The 20,949-nt window shown below is 62.7% G+C and carries 20 protein-coding genes; 9 read left to right on the top strand and 11 right to left on the bottom strand.

Translation table 11 applies throughout. The features are described from left to right. Window positions 1-8: 8 nt before the first annotated feature. The gene (locus LMJ30_RS11775; protein WP_229432535.1) at window positions 9-617 is read right to left on the bottom strand and encodes a toll/interleukin-1 receptor domain-containing protein; all 609 of its coding nucleotides are present in this window, start codon (window positions 615-617) and stop codon (window positions 9-11) included. A 190-nt stretch (window positions 618-807) separates the two neighbouring features. Here LMJ30_RS11775 and LMJ30_RS11770 point away from each other — a divergent pair, with 190 nt between their 5' ends. Beyond that, complete coding sequence (locus LMJ30_RS11770) at window positions 808-1,782, top strand: NADPH:quinone oxidoreductase family protein (protein WP_229432534.1); 975 nt, start codon at window positions 808-810, stop codon at window positions 1,780-1,782. Window positions 1,783-1,862: 80 nt separating this feature from the next. Here LMJ30_RS11770 and yoaA read toward each other — a convergent pair whose 3' ends face one another. Further along, the gene (yoaA, locus tag LMJ30_RS11765) at window positions 1,863-3,893 is read right to left on the bottom strand and encodes a DNA repair helicase YoaA (RefSeq protein ID WP_371873000.1); all 2,031 of its coding nucleotides are present in this window, start codon (window positions 3,891-3,893) and stop codon (window positions 1,863-1,865) included. Between the two features lie 28 nt (window positions 3,894-3,921). After that, complete coding sequence (locus tag LMJ30_RS11760; RefSeq protein WP_229432533.1) at window positions 3,922-4,122, bottom strand: YdcH family protein; 201 nt, start codon at window positions 4,120-4,122, stop codon at window positions 3,922-3,924. A 212-nt stretch (window positions 4,123-4,334) separates the two neighbouring features. On the opposite strand from LMJ30_RS11760, the gene LMJ30_RS11755 reads away from it, so the two are divergent. Further along, window positions 4,335-5,141 (top strand): PP2C family protein-serine/threonine phosphatase, encoded by an 807-nt coding sequence (locus tag LMJ30_RS11755; RefSeq protein ID WP_229432532.1) that lies wholly within the window; start codon window positions 4,335-4,337, stop codon window positions 5,139-5,141. Between the two features lie 80 nt (window positions 5,142-5,221). Then, the gene (locus LMJ30_RS11750; protein ID WP_229432531.1) at window positions 5,222-5,485 is read left to right on the top strand and encodes a nucleoside/nucleotide kinase family protein; all 264 of its coding nucleotides are present in this window, start codon (window positions 5,222-5,224) and stop codon (window positions 5,483-5,485) included. 18 nt (window positions 5,486-5,503) lie between these two features. Here the strand turns inward: LMJ30_RS11750 and LMJ30_RS11745 are convergent, their stop codons facing one another. After that, a complete protein-coding gene (locus tag LMJ30_RS11745; RefSeq protein ID WP_229432530.1) occupies window positions 5,504-5,722 on the bottom strand; it encodes a hypothetical protein in 219 nt (72 codons plus the stop codon). Window positions 5,723-6,321: 599 nt separating this feature from the next. Continuing rightward, on the bottom strand, window positions 6,322-6,786 hold the full coding sequence (locus LMJ30_RS11740; RefSeq protein ID WP_229432529.1) for a hypothetical protein: 465 nt from the start codon (window positions 6,784-6,786) through the stop codon (window positions 6,322-6,324). 694 nt (window positions 6,787-7,480) lie between these two features. Between LMJ30_RS11740 and LMJ30_RS11735 the strand changes: the two genes are divergently transcribed. Next, complete coding sequence (locus LMJ30_RS11735) at window positions 7,481-7,990, top strand: hypothetical protein (protein ID WP_229432528.1); 510 nt, start codon at window positions 7,481-7,483, stop codon at window positions 7,988-7,990. A 259-nt stretch (window positions 7,991-8,249) separates the two neighbouring features. Here LMJ30_RS11735 and LMJ30_RS11730 read toward each other — a convergent pair whose 3' ends face one another. The 6 genes from LMJ30_RS11730 to LMJ30_RS11705 all read right to left on the bottom strand — a co-directional run bounded on the left by LMJ30_RS11730 (window position 8,250) and on the right by LMJ30_RS11705 (window position 16,208). Then, window positions 8,250-8,891 (bottom strand): hypothetical protein, encoded by a 642-nt coding sequence (locus LMJ30_RS11730; protein WP_229432527.1) that lies wholly within the window; start codon window positions 8,889-8,891, stop codon window positions 8,250-8,252. A 23-nt stretch (window positions 8,892-8,914) separates the two neighbouring features. Next, entirely contained in the window at window positions 8,915-10,012 is a 1,098-nt protein-coding gene (gene zapE, locus LMJ30_RS11725; protein ID WP_229432526.1) for a cell division protein ZapE, read from the bottom strand. 55 nt (window positions 10,013-10,067) lie between these two features. Continuing rightward, window positions 10,068-11,501 (bottom strand): dihydrolipoyl dehydrogenase, encoded by a 1,434-nt coding sequence (gene lpdA / locus LMJ30_RS11720; protein WP_229432525.1) that lies wholly within the window; start codon window positions 11,499-11,501, stop codon window positions 10,068-10,070. A 14-nt stretch (window positions 11,502-11,515) separates the two neighbouring features. After that, on the bottom strand, window positions 11,516-11,857 hold the full coding sequence (locus tag LMJ30_RS11715) for a PspC domain-containing protein (protein ID WP_229432524.1): 342 nt from the start codon (window positions 11,855-11,857) through the stop codon (window positions 11,516-11,518). 172 nt (window positions 11,858-12,029) lie between these two features. After that, entirely contained in the window at window positions 12,030-13,295 is a 1,266-nt protein-coding gene (gene odhB, locus LMJ30_RS11710) for a 2-oxoglutarate dehydrogenase complex dihydrolipoyllysine-residue succinyltransferase (RefSeq protein ID WP_229432523.1), read from the bottom strand. A gap of 54 nt (window positions 13,296-13,349) precedes the next feature. After that, window positions 13,350-16,208, bottom strand: coding sequence for a 2-oxoglutarate dehydrogenase E1 component (locus tag LMJ30_RS11705; RefSeq protein ID WP_229432522.1), 2,859 nt, complete (start codon window positions 16,206-16,208; stop codon window positions 13,350-13,352). Window positions 16,209-16,556: 348 nt separating this feature from the next. On the opposite strand from LMJ30_RS11705, the gene LMJ30_RS11700 reads away from it, so the two are divergent. Genes LMJ30_RS11700 through LMJ30_RS11680 form a run of 5 tightly spaced genes read left to right on the top strand, consistent with a single transcriptional unit; the run spans window position 16,557 to window position 20,893 of the window. Beyond that, window positions 16,557-17,201 carry a PepSY-associated TM helix domain-containing protein gene (locus LMJ30_RS11700; RefSeq protein ID WP_229432521.1) on the top strand — a complete coding sequence of 215 codons (645 nt, stop codon included), beginning with the start codon at window positions 16,557-16,559 and terminating at the stop codon, window positions 17,199-17,201. A gap of 10 nt (window positions 17,202-17,211) precedes the next feature. Then, window positions 17,212-17,727, top strand: coding sequence for a DUF2271 domain-containing protein (locus LMJ30_RS11695; protein ID WP_229432520.1), 516 nt, complete (start codon window positions 17,212-17,214; stop codon window positions 17,725-17,727). Between the two features lie 12 nt (window positions 17,728-17,739). Beyond that, entirely contained in the window at window positions 17,740-18,558 is an 819-nt protein-coding gene (locus tag LMJ30_RS11690; protein WP_229432519.1) for a DUF4198 domain-containing protein, read from the top strand. A 2-nt stretch (window positions 18,559-18,560) separates the two neighbouring features. Further along, complete coding sequence (locus LMJ30_RS11685; protein WP_229432518.1) at window positions 18,561-19,562, top strand: FAD:protein FMN transferase; 1,002 nt, start codon at window positions 18,561-18,563, stop codon at window positions 19,560-19,562. Next, window positions 19,559-20,893, top strand: coding sequence for a sulfite reductase subunit alpha (locus tag LMJ30_RS11680; protein ID WP_229432517.1), 1,335 nt, complete (start codon window positions 19,559-19,561; stop codon window positions 20,891-20,893). Before LMJ30_RS11685 ends, LMJ30_RS11680 begins: the two co-directional genes overlap by 4 nt. Window positions 20,894-20,949: the final 56 nt, after the last annotated feature.

Here is a 20,949-nt window from a genome sequence, read left to right as displayed (position 1 = left end):
AGTGCTCCTCATATTTTTGGGAAAGTTATATCCGGAATGTCGCGCCATGCAGGTGGGACATCGGGGAGCACAAATTGGTTGCAATTATGGCTCGCCGGCATATGCTTTTTTTGATACTCGTAGTGCATGGCAATGCGATCCACGATTTTCTTTATGTCGGGGAGAAATTCCGGGTTGGCCATCAAGTCGCCGGTGGCCATCGTGAAGTTCGAAAAGTCGACATACATGTTCGACTCGGCCACCTGGGGCGGCAGGTGGCCGGGGTGCTTGGTCATGATGACCGGAATGATCAGCCGGCTCGGCAGCTCGTACCACTTGCTGCGCTCCTGCTCCAGCAGCTGCATGGCGGCAAATTCGCGCCGCGTGTAGGCATGCGATTCGTACTTCGGCGTATAAATCATGATCATCGCCACGCTCTCGCACATGGCGCGCGCGATGCGGCGGTCGATGTCGTCGCCCCCGCCCAGCTGCTCGGTATCGATGAACAGCTCGTTCTCATTGTCGAAGTAGGGTTCGAGATAGCAGCGGATCGCATCCGACAAGGCAGTCTTGAACCGGTTCATCAACTCATAGCGGCCATGGGCATAACTGAAGAAACAGCCATAACGGATCGCCATTGCAGCCTCCTCTTTCCATATTGCCAACGGGCGCGCTCCCATCCACGACTCTAACAAGCTCGACTTTTGTCACTTTGTGCACGCGCAAGCGCTCCGGAGGCGCCGGCGAGCCAGCGCCGACGCGCACAAATTGGGGCATAATCAAAAGCAAACGACCGTACTTTTTTTGCGAACCGACAACGGAGACAACATGAAAGCAGTGGTGTGCAAAGCGTGGGGAATGCCCGACAGCCTGGCCGTGGAAGAGTTGCCTGAGCTGGCGCCGGGACCGGGTGAAGTGGTGGTCGACGTCAGGGCCGCGGGGGTCAATTTCCCCGACGTGCTGATCGTGCAGGGCAAGTACCAGTTCAAGCCGGCGCTGCCGTTCACGCCGGGCAACGAGTTGTCGGGTGTGGTGCGCGCCGTCGGGCCGGACGTGGCCGGGTACGGCATCGGCGACAAGGTGATCGGGTTTATCCCGATCGGTGCGTTTGCGCAGCAGGCGCTGGTGCCGGCCAGGGCCTTGATGCCAATGCCGCCCGGGATGGACTTCGACACGGCCGCTGCGATTACCCTCACCTACGGAACCTCGCATCATGCCGTCGTCGACCGCGCCGGGCTGAAGGCGGGCGAAACGATGCTGGTGCTGGGCGCGGCGGGAGGGGTCGGGCTGGCCGCCATCGAGATCGGCAAGGCGCTGGGGGCCCGCGTGATCGCGGCCGCTTCGTCCGACGACAAGCTGGCGGTATGCCGTGAACATGGCGCCGACGCCACCATCAATTATTCCACCGAGGATTTGCGCGAGGCGATCAGGCTTGCCACCGGGGGCAAGGGACCGGATGTCATTTATGACCCGGTGGGCGGACAGTATGCAGAGCCGGCGTTCCGCTCGATTGCGTGGCGCGGGCGTTACCTGGTGGTGGGGTTTGCCAATGGCGAGATTCCGAAGCTGCCGCTGAACCTGGCGCTGCTCAAGGGCGCGTCGCTGGTGGGCGTGTTCTGGGGCGAGTTCGCCAAGCGCGAGCCGAAGGCGAACATGGCGGCGATGCGGCAGATGATGGGGTGGCTGGCCGAAGGCAAGATCAGGCCGCACATTTCAGGCAGGTACAGGCTGGAGGAAACGGCGCAGGCCTTGAATGACATGGCCGCGCGCAAGGTGACAGGCAAGATCGTGATCAACCCTTGACCCGTCGTTCCCGCGCAGGCGGGAACCCATGCCGAGTTTGCACAGTCGGCGTATGGGTTCCCGCCTTCGCGGGAACGACGTTATTTCGGCTTGAAGAACTCGATGACTTCGGCCTGCACCCGCGTACGCTTGAACGGCGGCAGGCTCTGCCACACCCTGCGCCCGTACGACTTGGTGATGATGCGCGGATCGCAAATCATCAGCACGCCACGGTCGGTCTCGTCGCGGATCAGGCGCCCCGCGCCCTGCTTCAGGTTGATGATCGCCTCCGGCAGCGTGTGGTGCATGAAGCCGTTCATCCCCTGCTTCTCCATCACGTCGATGCGCGCGGCCAGCACCGGGTCGTCGGGCGGCGCGAACGGCATCTTGTCGATGATGACCAGCGACAGCGCGTCGCCGCGCACGTCCACGCCTTCCCAGAAACTCTGGCTGCCCACCAGCACCGCATTGCCGGCAGTGCGGAAGGAATCGAGCAACTCGGTGCGCCCGCGCTCGCCCTGCACGAACAGCGGGAAGTCCAGCCCGCGCGCGGCAAACTCGGTGCGCAGCCTTTCAGCCACATGTTTCACCGCGCGAATTGTGGTGCACAGGAAGAAGGTGCGCCCGCCCGCCGCTTCGATGACCGGCAACGCGCAGTCGACCACCGCATCGGTATAGCCAAACGCGTTCGGCTCCGGCAGGCCGCTCGGCACGTACAGCAAGCCCTGCTGCTCGTAGTTGAACGGGCTCGGCCAGTTTTTTGCTTCTTCGCCCTCCAGCCCCATCTGGGCTGAGAAGTGCTTGAAGTCGTTCTTCACCGCCAGCGTCGCCGAGGTAAAGATCCAGCTGCGCGGCGTGCCTTCGCGCTGGTTCGAAAAGATCGGCGCGATCGACAGCGGCGTCTTGTGCAGCTGCAGCGAGGACGAAAACGCCTCGACCCACAGCACCGCCTGGTCGCCTTCGACGACCTTGCCTTTGGTCTCAGGCTTCCATGCATCCAGCCCGGCGGCCAGTTCCACTGCGCGCACCCGGCATTGCTCGATGCTCTCGGCGCGTGCCGCCTGGTCTTCCAGGACGTCGATCATTGCCGCAATCTGTTCCTTCAAGGTCTCAAGCGCCGGGAAAAAGCCGGACGACGGAACGATCTGGGCCAGCGCCATGCGCATGCTGTCTTGCGGGAAGGTCAGGCGCAGGTCGCGTGCCGCCTTTTCCACCGCGGTGACGACCTTGGCCCAGTCCGGCCCGCCGCGCGCATGCGCCAGGCCTTCGGCCAGCACGTCGCGGCACAGTTCCAGGATCTGCGAGGTCGACACGGTCTGGCCGAAGAACAAGGTGGCCGTATCGGGCAGCTGGTGCGCTTCGTCGAAGATGATGGTATTGGCCGACGGCAGCAGCTCGGCCACGCCGGTATCCTTCAATGCCACGTCGGCAAAGAACAGGTGGTGGTTGACCACGACCACGTCAGCCTGCTGCGCCTCGCGGCGCGCCTTCATCACGAAGCAGTCCTGGTAGTACTGGCACTCGGCGCCCATGCAGGTGTCGCGGGTCGAGGTGACCAGGTTCCAGATGGTGGCGTTCTCGGGCACCTTGGTCAGCTCGGCCTTGTCGCCGGAGCTGGTCATCTTGATGAAGCGCGAGATTTCACGCAGGTGGCCGACATCGTCGCGCGAGGTCATGCGCCCGTTGTTGAGCGTGCGTTCGAGGTGGTAGTGGCAGACGTAGTTCGAGCGGCCCTTGAGCAGCGCCACCGAGACCGGCGCGCGCAAGGCGGTGCGCACGGTCGGGATATCGCGCAGGAACAACTGGTCCTGCAGGTTCTTGGTGCCGGTCGAGACGATGGTCTTGCCGCCCCACAGCAGCGCGGGGACGAGGTAGGCGAAGGTCTTGCCGGTGCCGGTGCCCGCTTCGGCGATCAGGGTTTTCTGGTCGGCGATCGCCTGCGCGATCGACTTGGCCATCTCCGTCTGCGAGCGGCGCGGGCTGAACGCGCCGACCGAGGGCGCAAGCGGGCCGCCCGCGGAAAACAGGCGGTCGATCTCGGCGTCGTACTTGCCGGCCGGGGCGGCCTGGTCTGGCGCGCCTTCGGCAGGCAGCTCGCCGGGCGTGCCCGGGGCTGGTGTTTGCTCGGTCAAAGTGGGTGTCAGGTATTGCGAAGACAAATCAGGCCGGGACGTCCGGCACCAATTGCATTTTCAGCAGGGTGATATGGTCTTTCAGCTGCAGTTTACGCTTTTTCAGGCGGCGCAGCTGGAGCTGGTCGTTGTGGCCGTCGTCGGTCAGCTTGTTTATGACCGCGTCCAGGTCGCGATGTTCCACGTCGAGTTCGACGAGGCGGCGCTGGATTTCGTTTACGTCAGTCATTATCGCTTTCCCAACCTTGTTTCAGTGCTGCTAACAGGCGCCGTGCGGCGTGCATACAATTGGATACAAAAGTTTCGCGGAGGCAACCGTAACTGCTTGCAACTTTAGTGCTTCCCGGTGCATAGTTTAATCTACGACGACGTTGCCGCCAATACAGATCGAGCCGCGAGCTGCGATTGCAGTGCTAACGCAGCCAGGAAACAACTGACAACATGAGTTCATACAAGATCGAAGCGGGCACCGCGCAGCATATCGGCAGCCGGGCGCAGCAGAATGACCGCGCCGCCCTGTTCACTGGCGCGCGCGCGCCTGGCTATGTGCTGGCCGTGCTGGCCGATGGCCAGGCCGGCGGCCCGATCGCGCCCGAGCAGGTGCTGCACACGGCCAAACTGGTCTTCGACGAGTTCAAGCCGGGCGACAGCACCACCATCGAGCGCATGGCCGACCTGCTGCGCGCGATCGTGCACGAGACCCACCTGGTCATCAAGATGAATGGCGTCACCACCGGCACCGAACCGCTGGCCAGTTTTGTCGGCTTGCTGATCAGCCCGCAGGGACAGGCGGTGTGGGCCCACGTTGGCGACTCGCGCCTGTACCGCTTTGCCGCCGGCCAGTGCCGCGCACGCACCACTGACGCCAGCTATATCGAGCATCTGGTCGGCAATGACAAATTGTCCCCCGAGGCCGCCAAGATCCACCGCCAGTCGCCGCTGCTGCTCAACGTGCTGGGCAATATACACAAGGAGCCCTTCGTCACCATCGGCAGCCATGAAGGGCTGGCCGCGGACGATGCCTTCATGCTGTGCTCGGATGGGCTGTGGGCCTACTTCACCGACACTGAACTGGGCTCGGTGCTGAACAAGAACGCGCCGCGCCAGGCGTCCGAGATGCTGATCAACAAGGCGATCGAACGGGCCGACGGCAAGGGCGACAACTGCACCATGGCCATGATCAAGCTGGTGCGGCCACCGAAGGAAGTGCCCAACTACACCGTACAGAAGATGCGCCGGGCAATCTGAGGCATTTGCTCATCTGCGCAACATAGCAGGTTTGGATCAACCGGCCCCTGTCAGTTCGGGCGCCGGCGGACCTGCGCAAAATGATGTCGCTGAAGATTTTTGTCGACACCGCTCCGGACGTCCGCTTCATTCGCCGGATGCAAAGGGATATTACCGAACGCGGCCGCTCGGTCGATAGCATCATTGGCCAATACCTGGAAACAGTACGCCCGATGCACAAGCAATTCATCGAGCCGACCAAGCGCCACGCCGACGTCATTTTGCCGCACGGCGCAAATGGCCCGGCAGTCGATGTGATCACCACCAAGGTAGCGAGCGTCATCGGCAAGTTGAAGCGGGGTTAATCGGTAGCGACCCTGCCCTCAGCGCTTCGAGCCGGCAACCAGCACGGCGGCGCCAGCCACGATCGCGGCAATGCTCGCCCACAGCGGGATATTGACCTTCTTCTCTTCAGCTACTGACAGGTTGATCGGACCCAGGCTGGCTTTATGGGTCTCTTTGGTGAAGCTGAAGCCGCCCAGGCTTACGCCGAGCAGGCCTGCGACGATGAGCGCGATGCCGATCATTTTGGTGCTGTTCATTTTAGTTCCTTTATTTTTATGGATCGCCACCGCGGCGAATGGAACCCATCATGCTCTGCTGTTTGCATAAGTTCTGTACGCAACCGTACAGTCGAGCTGCCGCAGTATGGGAGACGCCAAGGACGAAAGTTTGACCGGGCTATGCGCGGTACCGAACTGATCTGCGCCGCTGGAACCTTGATAGTGGGTCACGGAACAAGTGCCGGGAACAACGGCCCTGTCCTGACATTTCCTTGCATATTCCATGCTAAGAAGTCAGAAATGTTCCAGTAGAGAGTATCGATATGCGCCTGGCACACGGCTACACAAGAGCAGTAAGGTTCTGTTCCGCCCGATGGCTGAACCCCTTTTCAACGCCCGCCGCGGTGATGGCGGCAACCAGGATGACGTCCTTGTTGTGGGCGTTCCAGGTACATGGATGGCCGTGCTGCATCCCGGGTATCGCAGCGTTTGTACAGAAGGTGTGCGGCGTCCGCTTGACGAGGATTGCCCAATCCTCCCGGCGCCCGGCGCTTGCCGGAAGTCCCAGTTTTTCTCCGCACCGCGCTCGGCCTGGCACCGGTCCGGCTCCGTCTACACGGTGCCGCGCCATCTGAACTCTATTGTCCCGCACATTGTCGTGCGGTCAGGCATTCGCTCTTAAAGCTTGCCAGGGTACCGCAGGCCTTATTGCAGGCCGACCCCAGCTCCGAATGATTCGAACAGCGTTCCCGGATACACAACTTACGTTCGATGCCGTTGCTACAGCTGCACACCAGCAGGCTTGCCGGAACGGTAACCGGTACTATTTTTTCGATTTGATTCAGCAAAACCTCTTTCTGCCGCTCCGGCAGCATCGCCAGTGCGCGATATCCGTCAAACAAGTCCAGGCGTGCCGATGGAGATGCATCGGCCAACTGCCTGAGCAAATCCAGCCTCTCACGCTCGGTTAGCGGCGATAGCAAGGACAGGGCCCGCAGTTTCGCTAGCCGCACCGACTCTTCCGCCGAGACGGCAGGGGATTTGTCCGCTGTTGCCAGCGGCGCAGCGCCCCGGCTTGTCAGTGCCGAACTGTCTGCAGTCATTGCTCGTGTCCCAGACGATTTCTCTGGCATGGTCGACGTCAGTAACGGCGCGGAAGCCTCCTGACGGCGGGAAGTTCCCTCTCCCCCACAGCCAACCAGCATCAGGGCCAGGAGCGACGCCTGGCAGGCATTAAGAACATGCCCGGCGCGCTTTGACAGACACCACCAGCATTCGAACCGATTCGCTTTCCGCATAATGGCAAGCTCCCATAGTGATGAAAGTTACTATTACTTTCATTAAAAGGCCGAATGTGTCGACGCGAAGTCATCCTGTAAGTCACTTCATTTTCGTACGGACGAGGAATCAAAAAAACACATCACGCTCTATTTGACTTCCGGCGAACGGCTATTAGAATCAGTATAAACCAAAAACCAAAAGGATAAATTGCAAGCCACCAAAAATTATACAAGTGCAGTTTTTACAGTGTGCATAATATTCCTAAACAGGAATCTCAATGCCAACTACGGGCACCGCCCGGACATCAGGCCTCTGGCTAATGCCGCGACCGGCTTTAGCAGGCATGATCGCCACGTTATATGCTGCGTCTACACAAGGCATTAACAACGCGCACATTAATAATGTGCGCGCGAAGAAATTTTTATTAATTAAATTATTAGCAAGCCGAAAGGAGGGTTATCCGATGTGACAAGCTAAAATCGTCTGACAATAAAATCTATTTATTGGGAGAACAAGATGAAAAACGCAGCGTTTTTAACCTTGGCCGCAGCGTTTGCGGCTTCGGCGGCGTGGGCCACCACAACCTACAATGGGGCGAATGCGCCCAGCGGGACCCATGTACAAAGTGGCACTCCGTCCTGCCAGGTCAACGGCTTCGTTGTGACCTGCAGCTCATATGACCTCGCTGGCGTCGGCAACACGAACGCGACCGCTGAGCTGTCGGCAACCTATAGTGGAACAGTGATGTGCAAAAATCCGGCAGGGAATATCGCTCCCGGCCAAACACAGAACCCGACGATCGCAACGTCAACAGGACAGTTAATGCCGAAAAACGGAAGGCTGACCGTACCGTCGCTGACTTCGGCAACCCAGGCGAGTATTGAATTAGCGTTGAGGCAAAATACCACTTGCCCGAACCAAAAATGGGAAAAATTGGTGCAATCAGGTTCCATCGCCCTTGTGGGATACACCTATACGCTCACCTTCGCAGGGTATAACGGGCCATATATCACAATTACCGACTAATAACGCAAGCGACATAAGCACAGCGCATTAGCCACAAAAAATGCCTTACTGCGTTTTGGCACCAATGGCGAAATGCGCTGCTTTAAGTTTCCATAAGCAAGCGTAGGCGGCTGGCTGAAAAGCTCCTATCACTGCAATAGATTCTCGCGTGTTGAAGCGATAACAACCCCGGCTGTTTTCAACCGTTCAACCCGCGCGCACTTCGTTCGCCTAAGGTATTACAAAGAACGAATAAAATAAACGGTCGACCCGCGCCAGCCTAGTCTTTCTCGGCCTCGCGTTCGGCCTGGCGTTTCGCGCGCTCGGCCTGGCGCCGTACCGACTCCTGGCGTTTCTTTTCGAAGCGCGCAGCATTCTCCGCGCGCTTGCCTGCTTCCGCGGCCTCTTTCTCAGCAATGCGCTTGAGCTTGGCCGCGTTGGCCGCCTCGCGGTTCACCTGCGCCGCAATCGGCTTTGGCGGCGGCGCCGGTTCTTCCACGCGCTCCGGCCGGGGATTGGCTGCGCGCTGCGCGGCCTCGGCCTCAAACTCTTTTTGCGCTTCCGCCAGTGCGCGGTCGCGCGCATTGGCCTTTTCGCGGCGCTGGAAAAGCTCGGCCTCGACTTCGACCGCGCGTACCACCGCCAGGCCTTCGCGACGCTTCTCGCGCGCCTTTTCAAGGCAGCTGTTGACGAAGAACTTTTTGTAGCAGGCTTGCTCGCTGGACGCGAATTCCGCCTCGATGGCGGCGCGGCGCTCCCTGGCCTCGGCCAGCTTGCGGTCCGCTTCCGCCAGCGACGTCGACGGCGGCGCAACGTGCTGCACATTCGGCGGCAGCAGCACGTAAGAACATGCGGAAAGGGCCGCGCACGCCAGCACCATGGCGGCGTTGCGAAGCGTTGGATATGCGAACGGAATTGCCATTGTTATTGTCCTTGTCGGGTCTGTCAGGCCAGTGCGTCGGCCGCGTCGCGCCGTTGTGCATCCATGTATTCGCGCGACTGCATCTCGATGATACGCGAGACCGTGCGATGGAACTCGTTTGCCATCTGCCCCTGCGTGTACAGCGCTTCGGGCTCGACCTCGGCCGACATCAGCAGCTTGACCTTGTGGTCGTAGAACACATCGATCAGCCAGGTGAAGCGGCGCGCCTCGGACGACTGCGACGCCGACATCGCCGGCACGCCAGACAGGATCACGGTATGGAAGCGGCTGGCGATCTCCAGGTAGTCGTTCTGCGAGCGCGGTCCGCCGCACAGGGTGTGGAAGTCAAACCAGATGATGCCGCCGGCCCGGCGCAGCGAACGGATCTCGCGATGCTCGATGTGGACGATCGGGTCTTCGTCGGCGGTCTCCGCCACGGCGGTGTAAGCGTCGCGCAGCGCCTTGTCGGCGGCCGCGCCCAGCGGCGTGTAGTAAGCCTGCACCTGCTCGAGCGCGCGCTTGCGGTAGTCGATGCCGGCGTCGACGTTCAGCACGTCGAGTTTTTCCTTGATCAGCGCGATGGTCGGCAGCATGCGGTCGCGGTGCAGCCCGTCCGGGTACAGCTTGTCCGGATCGTAGTTCGAGGTCATCACGAACGACACGCCGTTGTTGAACAGCGCCGTCAGCAGGTTATACAGGATCATCGCATCGGCGATGTCCGAGACGTGGAATTCGTCGAAGCAGATCAGGCGGTACTTTTTGGCGATGCGGCGCGCCACTTCGTCGAGCGGATCGGCCACGCCCTTGAGGTCATCGAGCTGGCGGTGCACGCCGCGCATGAATTCGTGGAAGTGCAGGCGCGTCTTGCGCACCACCGGCACCACCGAGTAAAAACTGTCCATCAAAAACGACTTGCCCCGTCCTACCCCGCCCCACAGGTACACGCCGCGCGGCACGTCCGGACGGTTGATCAGGCGCTTGAAGCTCGACGATCGCTGGGACTTGAAATGCACCCACTCTTCGTAGGCGAGCTGCAGGCGGTCAACCGCGCGCTGCTGCGCATCGTCAGGCTTGAAACCACGCTGGGACAGCGCGTGCTGGTAAAACTCTTGGACGTTCATGGGAGGGCGATACGAGGAGCCGGACAGGCGCGAAGCCCGCCCGGCGTGGTGCAGATTAGAAGTTCAGCGAACGCTTGTCGACTGCGAGCGCGGCTTCCTTGGTGGCTTCCGACAGCGATGGGTGTGCGTGGCAGATGCGCGCGATGTCTTCCGACGACGCACGGAACTCCATCGCGACCACGGCTTCCGAGATCAGCTCGGAGGCCATCGGCCCCACGATGTGGACGCCCAGGATTTCATCGGTCGTCGCATCGGCCAGGAACTTGACCATGCCCGAGGTGTCGCCCAGCGCGCGTGCGCGGCCGTTCGCCATGAACGGGAAGGTGCCGGCCTTGTAGGCCACGCCGTCCGCCTTTAGCTGTTGCTCGGTGCGGCCAACCCACGCGATTTCCGGCGAGGTGTAGATCACCCATGGAATCGTGTTGAAGTTGACGTGGCCGTGCTGGCCGGCGATACGCTCGGCGACCGCAACGCCCTCTTCTTCCGCCTTGTGCGCCAGCATCGGCCCGCGCACGACGTCGCCCACTGCCCAGACGTTCGGCAGGTTGGTCTTGCACTCGTCGTCGACGGCGATGAAGCCGCGCTCGTCGAGCGCCAGGCCAACCGATTCAGCACCGAGGCCGATGGTGTTCGGCACGCGGCCGATCGAGATGATCAGCTTGTCGAATACCGCGGTCTGCGCCGCGCCGGTCGCGTCGGCGTATTCCACGGTGACGTTGTTCTCGCCCTTGGTGATCGCGCCGATCTTGCAACCGAGGCTGATCTTCAGGCCCTGCTTGGTGAACAGCTTGTGCGCTTCCTTGGCGATCTGCTCGTCGACCGCGCCGAGGAAGGTCGGCAGGCCTTCGAGGACGGTAACGTCAGCGCCGACACGGCGCCATACGCTGCCCATCTCCAGGCCGATGACGCCTGCGCCGATCACGCCCAGTTTCGCTGGCACCGCATCGATGGCGAGTGCGCCTGTGTTCGACAGGATCAGCTTTTCGTCGAACTCCGCGCCCGGCAGCTGGCGTGCGTTGGAGCCGGTGGCGATGACGACGTGCTTGGCCTGCAGCGTTTCGGTGGCTGGACCGGTAACGTTGATGGTGTAGCCGCCGTCAGCAGCAGCGGCAAACGCGCCGCGGCCGTGGAAGAAGCTGACCTTGTTCTTCTTGAACAGGAACAGGATGCCGTCGTTGTTCTGCTTGACGATGGTCTCTTTACGCTTGAGCATCTGCGGCAGGTTCAGCGACAGGCCCGAGACTTCGATGCCGTGTTCCTTGAATGCGTGGCCGGCATGCTCGAAATGCTCGGACGACTGCAGCAGCGCCTTCGATGGGATGCAACCGACGTTGGTGCAGGTGCCGCCAGGAGCAGGACCGCCCTTGGCGTTGGCCCACTCGTCGACGCAGGCGACATTAAAGCCCAGCTGCGCAGCACGGATTGCGGCGATGTAGCCGCCAGGACCGCCGCCGATCACGACGACATCGAATTGTTTTGGAGTGCTCATTGATTATTCCTTGATTATTCTTCGGGGACGAAAATCCACAGCAGCAGGTAGATCACGAGGCCGAAACCGAACGAGATGGTGAACAGCGCAAAGACCAGGCGCCAGATCCAGGCATCCATGCCCGAAGCCTTGGCAAGGCCGCCGCAGACGCCACCGATCCAGCGATCGGTGCGCGAGCGGCGCAGGCGCGAAAACTCGTCGCCCAGGCTGCCGTTGCCGCTGGATGAATAGCCCGGCTTGTTCAGGTCGGCGGACGCCGACAGCAGCCTGGCCTTGGCCTGTTCGAATTCGGCATCGGTCAGTGCGCCGGCCTGGTGCAGTTCGTGCAAACGCTTGATTTCATCGGAGATGTTCACGTGCTACCTCGCTCAACGCAAATAGGGATTACCTGCTGAAGAACCGTCGTTCCCGCGAAGGCCTCGGCGGCCCCGCGGTAACCCATGCTGAGCTTTTCGTGACCGCGACATGTGCGATGCTGAACGCTGTGAATGGGTCCCCGCTTTCGCGGGGACGACGGGCTAACTGTGCTTACAGGTCCAGCAGCAGGCGCGATGGATCTTCCAGCGTTTCCTTCATCGTGACCAGGCCCAGGACGGCTTCGCGGCCGTCGATGATGCGGTGGTCGTACGACATCGCCAGGTAGTTCATCGGACGGACCACAACCTGGCCGTTTTCGACGACAGCGCGGTCCTTGGTCGCGTGAACGCCCAGGATGGCCGACTGCGGCGGGTTGATGATCGGGGTCGACAGCATCGAACCGAAGGTGCCGCCATTCGAGATCGAGAAGGTACCGCCGGTCAGGTCTTCCAGGGTCAGCTTGCCTTCTTTCGCCTTGGCGCCGAATTCACCGATCTTCTTTTCGATCTCGGCGATCGACATCTGGTCGGCGTTGCGCAGGATAGGCACTACCAGGCCGCGCGGCGAACCGACTGCGATACCGATGTCGAAGTAGCCGTGGTAGACGATGTCGTTCCCGTCTACCGATGCGTTGATGATCGGGTACTTCTTCAGTGCCGCGACCGCTGCCTTGACGAAGAAGGACATGAAGCCCAGCTTGACGCCGTGCTCTTTCTCGAACTTGTCCTTGTACTTGTTGCGCAGGTCGATGACCGGCTGCATATTGACTTCGTTGAAGGTGGTCAGGATCGCGTTGGTCGATTGCGACTGGATCAGGCGCTCGGCGATACGCGCGCGCAGGCGGCTCATTGGCACGCGCTCTTCCGGACGGTCGCCCAGGTTGGCTGGTGCTGGCGCTGCAACCTGCTGCAGTGCAGGCTTGGCTGCTGCGGCTGCCAGTGGCGCAGGCGCTGCAGGCTTGACGCCCGATGCTACCGCTGCCAGGGCGTCGCCCTTGGTGACGCGGCCGTCTTTGCCGCTGCCGGCAACGTCGGTGGCGCTCATGCTGTTATCGGCCAAAATCTTCGATGCCGCTGGCATTGCCACGCCGGCCATCGACTGCGATGCCGCTGGCGCCGCCGCAGCAGGAGCTGCCGCCGCTGCCGCTGCAGGCGCAGGTGCGTTTGATACTTCAATCGGGCTGACCTTGGCCGAGCCTTCGGTATCGATGATCGCGATGACTTCGCCCGCTACCACGGTGCCGCCGTCGCCCTTGATGATCTGGGTGATCACGCCCGATGCCGGCGCTGGCAGTTCAAGGACCACCTTGTCGGTTTCGATGTCGATCATGTTCTCGTCGCGGGTGACCGCTTCGCCGAGCTTCTTGTGCCATGCCAGCAGGGTAGCTTCAGCGACCGATTCCGACAGTTGTGGAACCTTGACTTCAATTTGTGCCATGTATAACTCCGTATTCTGTTTTTATGCGCCCGCCGCCCGGCGGGCACCTTGTCATCACTGTTTGTTCAACACAAAGCCCTTGAGCTTCGAGAATGCCGTTTCCAGCAGGTCCTTCTGCTGCGCGTAGTGCTTGTCGTAGTAACCGACTGCAGGCGCGGCCGAAGCTGGGCGTCCGGCATATGCAAGGCGCTGTCCCGACTCCATGTTCTCGAACAGGTTGTGCTGGATCTGGAACCATGCGCCCTGGTTTTGCGGCTCGTCCTGCGCCCATACCAGCTCGGTCGCGTTCGGGAACTTCTTCAGCTCCGCGGCGAACGACTTGTGCGGGAACGGATACAGCTGCTCGACACGGATGATGGCAGTGTCAGTCTGGCCGCGCGTCTTGCGTGCGTTGACCAAGTCGTAGTACACCTTGCCCGAGCAAGCCACAACGCGCTTGACCTTCTTGGCGTCGATCTTGTCGTCTGTCTCGCCGATCACGGTCTGGAAGCTGCCCTTGGCCAGTTCGGTCAGCGCCGAACCTGCGTCCTTGTTACGCAGCAGCGACTTTGGCGTCATGATGACCAGCGGCTTCCTGAACTGGCGCACCATCTGGCGGCGCAGCAGGTGGAAGATCTGGGCGGCGGTGGTCGGCTGCACCACTTGCATGTTGTTCTCTGCGCACAGCTGGAGGAAGCGCTCAGGACGCGCGGATGAGTGCTCAGGACCCTGGCCTTCGTAACCGTGCGGCAGCATCATGACCAGGCCGGAGGCGCGGCCCCACTTGACTTCGCCCGAGCTGATGAACTGGTCGATGACGACCTGCGCGCCGTTGGCGAAGTCGCCGAACTGCGCTTCCCAGATGGTCAGCGTGTTTGGTTCCGCGGTCGAATAGCCGTACTCGAATGCCAGCACCGCTTCTTCCGACAGCACCGAGTCGATGACGGTGAACGGCGCCTGGCTGTCCGATACGTTGCACAGCGGGACATAGGTACCTGCATCCCAGCGTTCGCGGTTCTGGTCGTGCAGCACGGCGTGACGGTGCACGAAGGTGCCGCGGCCGGCGTCCTGGCCGGTCAGGCGCACTGCGTAGCCCGATGCCACCAGCGATGCGTAGGCCAGGTGTTCGCCCATGCCCCAGTCGAGGTTGATGTCGCCATTGCCCATCGCGGCGCGGTCGCCCAGTACCTTCTCGACCAGCGAGTGCGGCTTGAAGCCTTCCGGCACGGTGGTGATGCGGCTTGCGAGGCGCTTCAGTTCCGTCATCGGCACCGCGGTGTCGGCGCTGTCGGTCCACTTCTTGTTCAGGAACGGCAGCCAGTCGACTGCGTACTTGTTCTTGAAGTCGGTAATGACAGGATCGACCGTGTGCTTGCCCGCGTCCATCGCGTCGCGGAAGGCGGCGACCATCTTGTCGCCTTCGTCCGCAGCGATGACGCCTTGCGCAACCAGCTTGTCCGCATACAGCTTGCGGGTGCCCGGGTGCTTGGCGATCTTCTTGTACATCAGCGGCTGGGTCAGTGCAGGCGTGTCCTGCTCGTTGTGGCCCAATTTGCGGTAGCAGATGATGTCGAGGACGACGTCCTTCTTGAACTGCATGCGGTAGTCGAGCGCGATCTGGGTCGCCAGCACGACGGCTTCAGGATCGTCGCCGTTGATGTGCAGGACCGGTGCTTCGATCATCTTGACGACGTCCGAGCAGTAGGTGGTCGAACGCGCGTCGCGCGGATCCGAAGTGGTGAAGCCGATCTGGTTGTTGATCACGATGTGCACCGTGCCGCCGGTGCCGTAGCCACGGGTCTGCGCAAGGTTCAGCGTTTCCATGACCACGCCCTGGCCGGCGAATGCAGCGTCGCCGTGCACCAGGATCGGCAGCACTTGCGCGCCTTCCTTGTCGCCGCGGCGGTCCATGCGCGCCTTGACCGAGCCTTCAACAACCGGGTTGACGATCTCGAGGTGCGATGGGTTGAATGCCAGCGACAGGTGGACCGGCCCACCGGCGGTCGAGATGTCGCTCGAGAAGCCCTGGTGGTACTTGACGTCGCCCGATGGCAGTTCGTCGCCGTGCTTGCCTTCGAATTCTTCGAACAGGTCCTGCGGCGATTTGCCCAGGGTATTAACCAGCACGTTCAGGCGGCCGCGGTGCGCCATGCCGATAACGATCTCCTGCACGCCCTTTTCGCCGGCGCGCTGGATGGTCTCGTCGATCGACGGGATAAACGATTCGGAGCCTTCGAGCGAGAAGCGCTTCTGGCCGACGTAGCGGGTGTGGAGATAGCGTTCCAGGCCTTCGGCCGCGGTCAGGCGGTCGAGGATGTGGCGCTTTTCGTCCTTGCCGAAGGCCGGGGTCGAGCGGATCGATTCGAGGCGTTCCTGCAGCCAGCGCTTTTCGGCCGGGTCGCTGATGTACATGAACTCAGCGCCGACCGAACGGCAGTAGGTGTCACGCAGGAAGTTGAGCAGGTCGCGCAGGGACGCGGTCTCTTGCCCGAAGTAGGTGTTGCTGATGTTGAAAACGGTGTCCAGGTCGGCGTCGGAGAAGCCGTAGAACGACGGCTCCAGCTCAGGGATAGGCGGACGTTCCTGGCGCATCAGCGGGTCGAGGTTGGCCCAGCGCGCGCCCAGGTAGCGGTAGGCAGCGATCATCTGGGTGACGGCGACGCGCTTGCGGCCCATCTCGACGTCGGTCGATGCGGTCACGACGCGGATCGGGCCCTGCTTGGCGCGTTCGGCGAACGACGCGATGACGGAAGCGTGCGCGACGTCAGGCTTGTTGGAACCATCGACCGCAGGCACATGCTGCATGGAGTCGAAGTAGGAGCGCCAGTTGTCTGGCACCGAGCCCGGGTTGTCGAGGTAGGCCTCGTACAACTCCTCTACGTAGGGCGCATTACCGCCGAACAAATAGGAGTTGGCGGTGTTTTCTTTCATCATCTTGCTCACCTTTCTTCGCGCTTCGCGAGGTTGGCGGGTTAATCTAACCTTCCGCGACACGGCCTGACCGTTTAGCGGATTGCACATCAAGTTGTGGGGAAGGACTTTAAAGCCGGAGTATTCTTTCCAGGGTGCGTCAGAATAGCACGCGATATTGTATCGCAACATCCCACAGGGAGAAAAAGTGTCCGGGAATGTTGCGATTTAGAAGGTTTGGTGAATGAACATTATCATTGCGATAATTTCCAGCTTGCGCCGGAATGGCGAGGAGGCCTGGCGCCAATGAGGCGTTGACGATCTAAATGAGAATCGTTATTATTCGCAATAACAATTCTTAATAATGATTCAATGCCCACTCCCTCCCCATCCGGCCTGCCCGGCGCCGGCCGCGCCGTCTGGCTCAAGACACTGCATCAATGGCACTGGATCAGCGCTTCGCTGTGCCTGCTCGGCATGCTGATGTTCAGCGTGACCGGCTTTACCCTCAACCACGCCACCCAGATCGAAGCGAAGCCACAGGTCAGTAACCGCAAGGCCACCCTGCCCGCGCCGCTGCAAGCGCGCATGGCCAGCAGTGCCGAACGACACGCCGACGGCAGCGCCCCGCTGCCCCCGGCGGTGGAAGGCTGGGTGCGCACCACCTTCGGCATCGACGTCGCAGGCATCGATGCCGAGTGGAGCCCTGAGGATGCCTACGTCCCGCTGCCGCGTCCCGGCGGCGATGCGTGGCTGCGCATCGGCATTGACGGCGCCGCCGAATACGAGCTTACCTCGCGCGGCGCGGTCTCCTGGCTGAACGACCTCCATAAAGGCCGCAATACCGGCCCGGTGTGGAGCTGGTTCATCGACATCTTCGCGATTGCCAGCCTGGTGTTCTCGGTCACTGGCTTCCTGATCCTCAAGCTACACGCCGCCAACCGCCCAGCCACCTGGCCGGTGGTCGGCTTCGGCATCGTCGCCCCCGTTCTGATCGCACTCCTATTCATCCACTAAACCTCGTCCAATGAAACTACAACACACGCTGGCCCTTACCCTTCCGATGCTCAGTAGCTGGGCGGTCGCGGCCGACCTCACCGTCAAATTCGAGATCCCGCAGCTCAACGTGGCCGAGTACCACCGTCCTTACGTCGCCATCTGGCTCGAGCGCGCGGACCAGACGATCGCTTCCAACCTGGCGGTCCTGTACGACGTCAAGAAGAAGGACAACGGCGGCACCAAGTGGGTCAAGGACCTGCGCACATGGTGGCGTAAGGCGGGCCGCGACCTCGAACTGCCGATGGACGGCGTCAGCGGCGCCACCCGCGCCACCGGTGTGCAGGCCATGAGCTTCGGTCCGGCGCGGACAGGGATCGACAAGCTGCCGGCAGGCGACTACAAGCTGGTCATCGAAGCCGCGCGCGAAGCGGGCGGGCGCGAGCTGGTACGCATTCCGTTCACGCTGCCGGCCAAGCCAGGCCAGGTATTGCGCGCAAGCGGCAAGGAAGAACTGGGCGCGGTCAGCCTCCAGGTCGGCAAATAAACGGAGCCACCAATGAACAACACGAAAAATATCTTGCTGGCCGCCGCACTGGCCACCCTGTCGCTTGGCGCGAGCGCACACCGCCCGTGGCTGATGCCTTCCCTGACCCAGGTCGACGGCAAGGAGCCGGTCGTGATCATCGACGGCGCCGTGTCGGAAGACCTGTTCGAGTACGACCACATGGCGCTCAAGATGGATGGCGCCGTGGTGACCGACCCCGATGGCAATGTGTCGCCAGCGCCGCAGGCCGCCAGCCTCAAGTCGCGCAGCAGTTTCGAACTCAGGCTGGCCAAGCCAGGCACCTGGAAAGTCAGCATGGCCAGCAAGAACCTGATGGCAAGCTGGAAGGAAGGCAGCGAGACCCGCCGCTGGCGCGGCCCGGAAGAAGCCTTCGCCAAGCAAGTGCCGGCCAACGCGCAGGAGCTCCAGACCACCATCACCCAGACGCGCATGGAGACCTTCATCACGTCGAACAAGCCAAGCACCGGTGCGCTCAAGCCTGCCGGCAGCGGACTTGAAATGGTGCCGGTCACGCACCCGAATGAACTGCGCGCCGGTGAAACCGCCAAATGGCGCTTTGTCCTCGACGGCAAGCCGCTGGCGAACTTCCCGTTCTCGCTGGTGCCGGGCGGCGTGCGCCATCGCGGCGTACTGGGCGAGATCCGCCTCGTCACCGATGCCAACGGCGAAGCCACCGTGCAGCTGCCAGCCGGCGGCATGTACTGGATGAGCGCAAGCTACCCGGCAGGCCTGGCCAAGGGCGAGTCGCCCAAAGGCCCGAACCCGCGCCGCTATTCGTACTCCGCGACGCTTGAAGTGCTGCCGGAATAAAGGTGCGCCGCGTTTTAGTACCGCTCACCCTCAGCGGGGGTGAGCCGCCCAAAGGCCGCATCGCCACCATCAGCGGCGCGTCGATGGGCACGACCTGGTCGGCGAAAGCGGTGCTGCCCGATGGATTCGATACCGCGCTGGCGCAGCGGCTCCAGCACGCGCTCGACGATGTCGTTGCGCAGATGAGCCATTGGGAAGCCACGTCGAACCTCGGCATCTACAACCGCTCGGCCGCAGGCAGCTGGCACCTGCTGCCGGAAGCGTTCGCGCGCGTGATGGACTACGCGTTGTGGGTACGCTCCGCAAGCGGGGGCGCCTACGATCCATGCGCCGGGGCGCTGGTGAACCTGTGGGGCTTTGGCGCCCGGCGTCGCTATGACCAGCCCGGATTCCAGGCGCCCTGCGATTCGGCGGTGCGCGCCGTGCAGGCCCGCGCCGATGGCGCAAGGGTGAGGTTCGACCCGGTGACGCGCCGCATGCTGCAGCCGGGCGCGGTGGAGCTCGACCTGTCCGCCGTGGCCAAAGGCTTCGCGGTGGACCAGCTGGCGCGCACGCTCGAAGCGAACGGCGTATGCGACTACCTCGCCGAAGCGGGCGGCGAATTGCGCGGCGCTGGCGTCAAGCCCGACGGCCAGCCCTGGTGGGTGGCGCTGGAGGGCGTTCCCGGCGAAGACAGCGGGGCGCCCGTGGTGGTCGCGCTGCACGGCCTGTCGGTCGCCACCTCGGGCGACTACCGGCGCCACTACAGCCATGGCGGCGTGCGCGCCTCGCACACCCTCGATCCGCGCACTGGCTACCCGATCGCCAACCGGATCGCCTCGGTCACCGTGATCGATCGCGAGTGCATGGCGGCCGATGCGCTGTCGACCGCGCTGTCTGTGCTTGGGCCCGGCGAAGGCCTGGCCTTCGCGGAACGGCACCAGCTGGCCGCGCGCTTCCTGCTGCGCGGGCCGAACCAGCTGGAAGAAATGACCTCAAGCGCGTTTCGCGCCATGCTGCAATGATCACCATCGATCCCGGACGCATCGCGGCCGCCGCCCTTCTCTTGTCCGCCTACGCGGGCATGTGCGCCGCCATCGTGCGTTCTGTGCGCCGCCGCAGCGCAGGCGCGACCGGCGGCGGCGACTGGCTGGTCGCCTACGCCAGCCAGACCGGCACCGGCGAATACCTGGCCGGCCAGACCGCCGCCACCTTGCGCGCTGCAGGACTGGCGGCAAGCAGCGCCAGCATCGATACGCTGGCGCCCGGGGTGCTGTCGAGCGGCCGCCGCATCCTGTTCATTGCCAGCACCTACGGCGAAGGCGATGCGCCTGACAGCGCCGCGCGCTTCGCCAGCAAGCTCGCCGCCGGCGGCTCGCGGCTCGACCAGCTGCACTACGCGGTGCTTGCGCTGGGCGACAGCAGCTACGCCAATTACTGCGGGTTTGGCCGCTGGCTCGACGAGACCCTGGCCTCGCGTGGCGCCCAGCCGCTGTTCGGGCGAATCGAGATCGACCGCGGCGCCGGCATCGAGGCCTGGCAGCACCAGCTCAGCCACCTGGCCGGCACCGCCGATGCTCCCGACTGGAGCGCCCCGCCGTTCCAGCCGTGGCGCATCCACGGCCGGCAGCTGCTCAATCCGGGCAGCGCCGGCGCGCCGGTGTACCTGCTGTCGCTCGCGCCTGCGGAGGGCGGCATGCCCGCCTGGGAGGCGGGCGACCTGGTGCAAGTCAGTCCGCCGTCCGACCCCGGCCAGCCGCGCGAGTATTCGATCGCCTCGATTCCGGGCGACGGCCGCCTTGAACTGCTGGTGCGCCTGCATGTCCACGCCGACGGCAGCCGCGGCGCGGCGTCGGGCTGGCTGTGCGAAGGCGCGGGCAGCGGCGACACCGTCGCCCTGCGCGTTCGCCAGCACAGCCGCTTCCGGCTTGGCGCCAACGCCGCAAGGCCCTTGATCTTGATCGGAAACGGCACCGGCATCGCGGGACTGCGCGCCCACCTGCGCGCCCGCATCGCCGCCGGTGACAAGCGCAACTGGCTGCTGTTCGGCGAGCGCAATGCCGCCAGCGACAATTTCTTCGGGGCCGAGATCGCCGGGTGGCATCGCGATGGGCTGGTCGCCCAGGCCGATTTGGCATTCTCACGCGATGGCGCCGGGCCACGCTACGTGCAGGACGCCCTGGCGTTGCGTGGCAGCCAGGTCCGCGCATGGGTAGCCCAGGGAGCAGCGATCTACGTATGCGGCAGCCTGCAAGGCATGGCCGCGGGCGTCCATGCCACCCTCACCGACCTGCTTGGCGCCGGCGCGCTGGAGCTTCTGGCCGCCGAAGGCCGCTACCAGCGCGACGTCTATTAAGCACAACATCCTGAATGATAACGATTCTCATTTACATATTCTGGATGTTTGATTAC

It is taken from the genome of Massilia agrisoli, assembly GCF_020831365.1.
GTDB lineage: Bacteria > Pseudomonadota > Gammaproteobacteria > Burkholderiales > Burkholderiaceae_D > Telluria_A > Telluria_A agrisoli.
Note: the sequence above shows the minus strand (reverse complement) of the source record. Positions and strands in the feature narration are given on the sequence as shown.

Excerpts from the sequence above, each read along its gene's own strand:
- LMJ30_RS11695 (WP_229432520.1), top strand. The coding sequence starts at position 17,212 with ATGAAACTACAACACACGCTGGCCCTTACCCTTCCGATGCTCAGTAGC.
- LMJ30_RS11690 (WP_229432519.1), top strand. The coding sequence starts at position 17,740 with ATGAACAACACGAAAAATATCTTGCTGGCCGCCGCACTGGCCACCCTG.
- LMJ30_RS11745 (WP_229432530.1), bottom strand. The coding sequence starts at position 5,722 with ATGAACAGCACCAAAATGATCGGCATCGCGCTCATCGTCGCAGGCCTG.
- LMJ30_RS11750 (WP_229432531.1), top strand. The coding sequence starts at position 5,222 with ATGATGTCGCTGAAGATTTTTGTCGACACCGCTCCGGACGTCCGCTTC.
- LMJ30_RS11760 (WP_229432533.1), bottom strand. The coding sequence starts at position 4,122 with ATGACTGACGTAAACGAAATCCAGCGCCGCCTCGTCGAACTCGACGTG.
- LMJ30_RS11770 (WP_229432534.1), top strand. The coding sequence starts at position 808 with ATGAAAGCAGTGGTGTGCAAAGCGTGGGGAATGCCCGACAGCCTGGCC.
- zapE (WP_229432526.1), bottom strand. The coding sequence starts at position 10,012 with ATGAACGTCCAAGAGTTTTACCAGCACGCGCTGTCCCAGCGTGGTTTC.
- LMJ30_RS11775 (WP_229432535.1), bottom strand. The coding sequence starts at position 617 with ATGGCGATCCGTTATGGCTGTTTCTTCAGTTATGCCCATGGCCGCTAT.
- LMJ30_RS11680 (WP_229432517.1), top strand. The coding sequence starts at position 19,559 with ATGATCACCATCGATCCCGGACGCATCGCGGCCGCCGCCCTTCTCTTG.
- LMJ30_RS11730 (WP_229432527.1), bottom strand. The coding sequence starts at position 8,891 with ATGGCAATTCCGTTCGCATATCCAACGCTTCGCAACGCCGCCATGGTG.
- LMJ30_RS11740 (WP_229432529.1), bottom strand. The coding sequence starts at position 6,786 with ATGACTGCAGACAGTTCGGCACTGACAAGCCGGGGCGCTGCGCCGCTG.
- lpdA (WP_229432525.1), bottom strand. The coding sequence starts at position 11,501 with ATGAGCACTCCAAAACAATTCGATGTCGTCGTGATCGGCGGCGGTCCT.
- LMJ30_RS11705 (WP_229432522.1), bottom strand. The coding sequence starts at position 16,208 with ATGATGAAAGAAAACACCGCCAACTCCTATTTGTTCGGCGGTAATGCG.
- LMJ30_RS11735 (WP_229432528.1), top strand. The coding sequence starts at position 7,481 with ATGAAAAACGCAGCGTTTTTAACCTTGGCCGCAGCGTTTGCGGCTTCG.
- odhB (WP_229432523.1), bottom strand. The coding sequence starts at position 13,295 with ATGGCACAAATTGAAGTCAAGGTTCCACAACTGTCGGAATCGGTCGCT.
- LMJ30_RS11700 (WP_229432521.1), top strand. The coding sequence starts at position 16,557 with ATGCCCACTCCCTCCCCATCCGGCCTGCCCGGCGCCGGCCGCGCCGTC.
- LMJ30_RS11755 (WP_229432532.1), top strand. The coding sequence starts at position 4,335 with ATGAGTTCATACAAGATCGAAGCGGGCACCGCGCAGCATATCGGCAGC.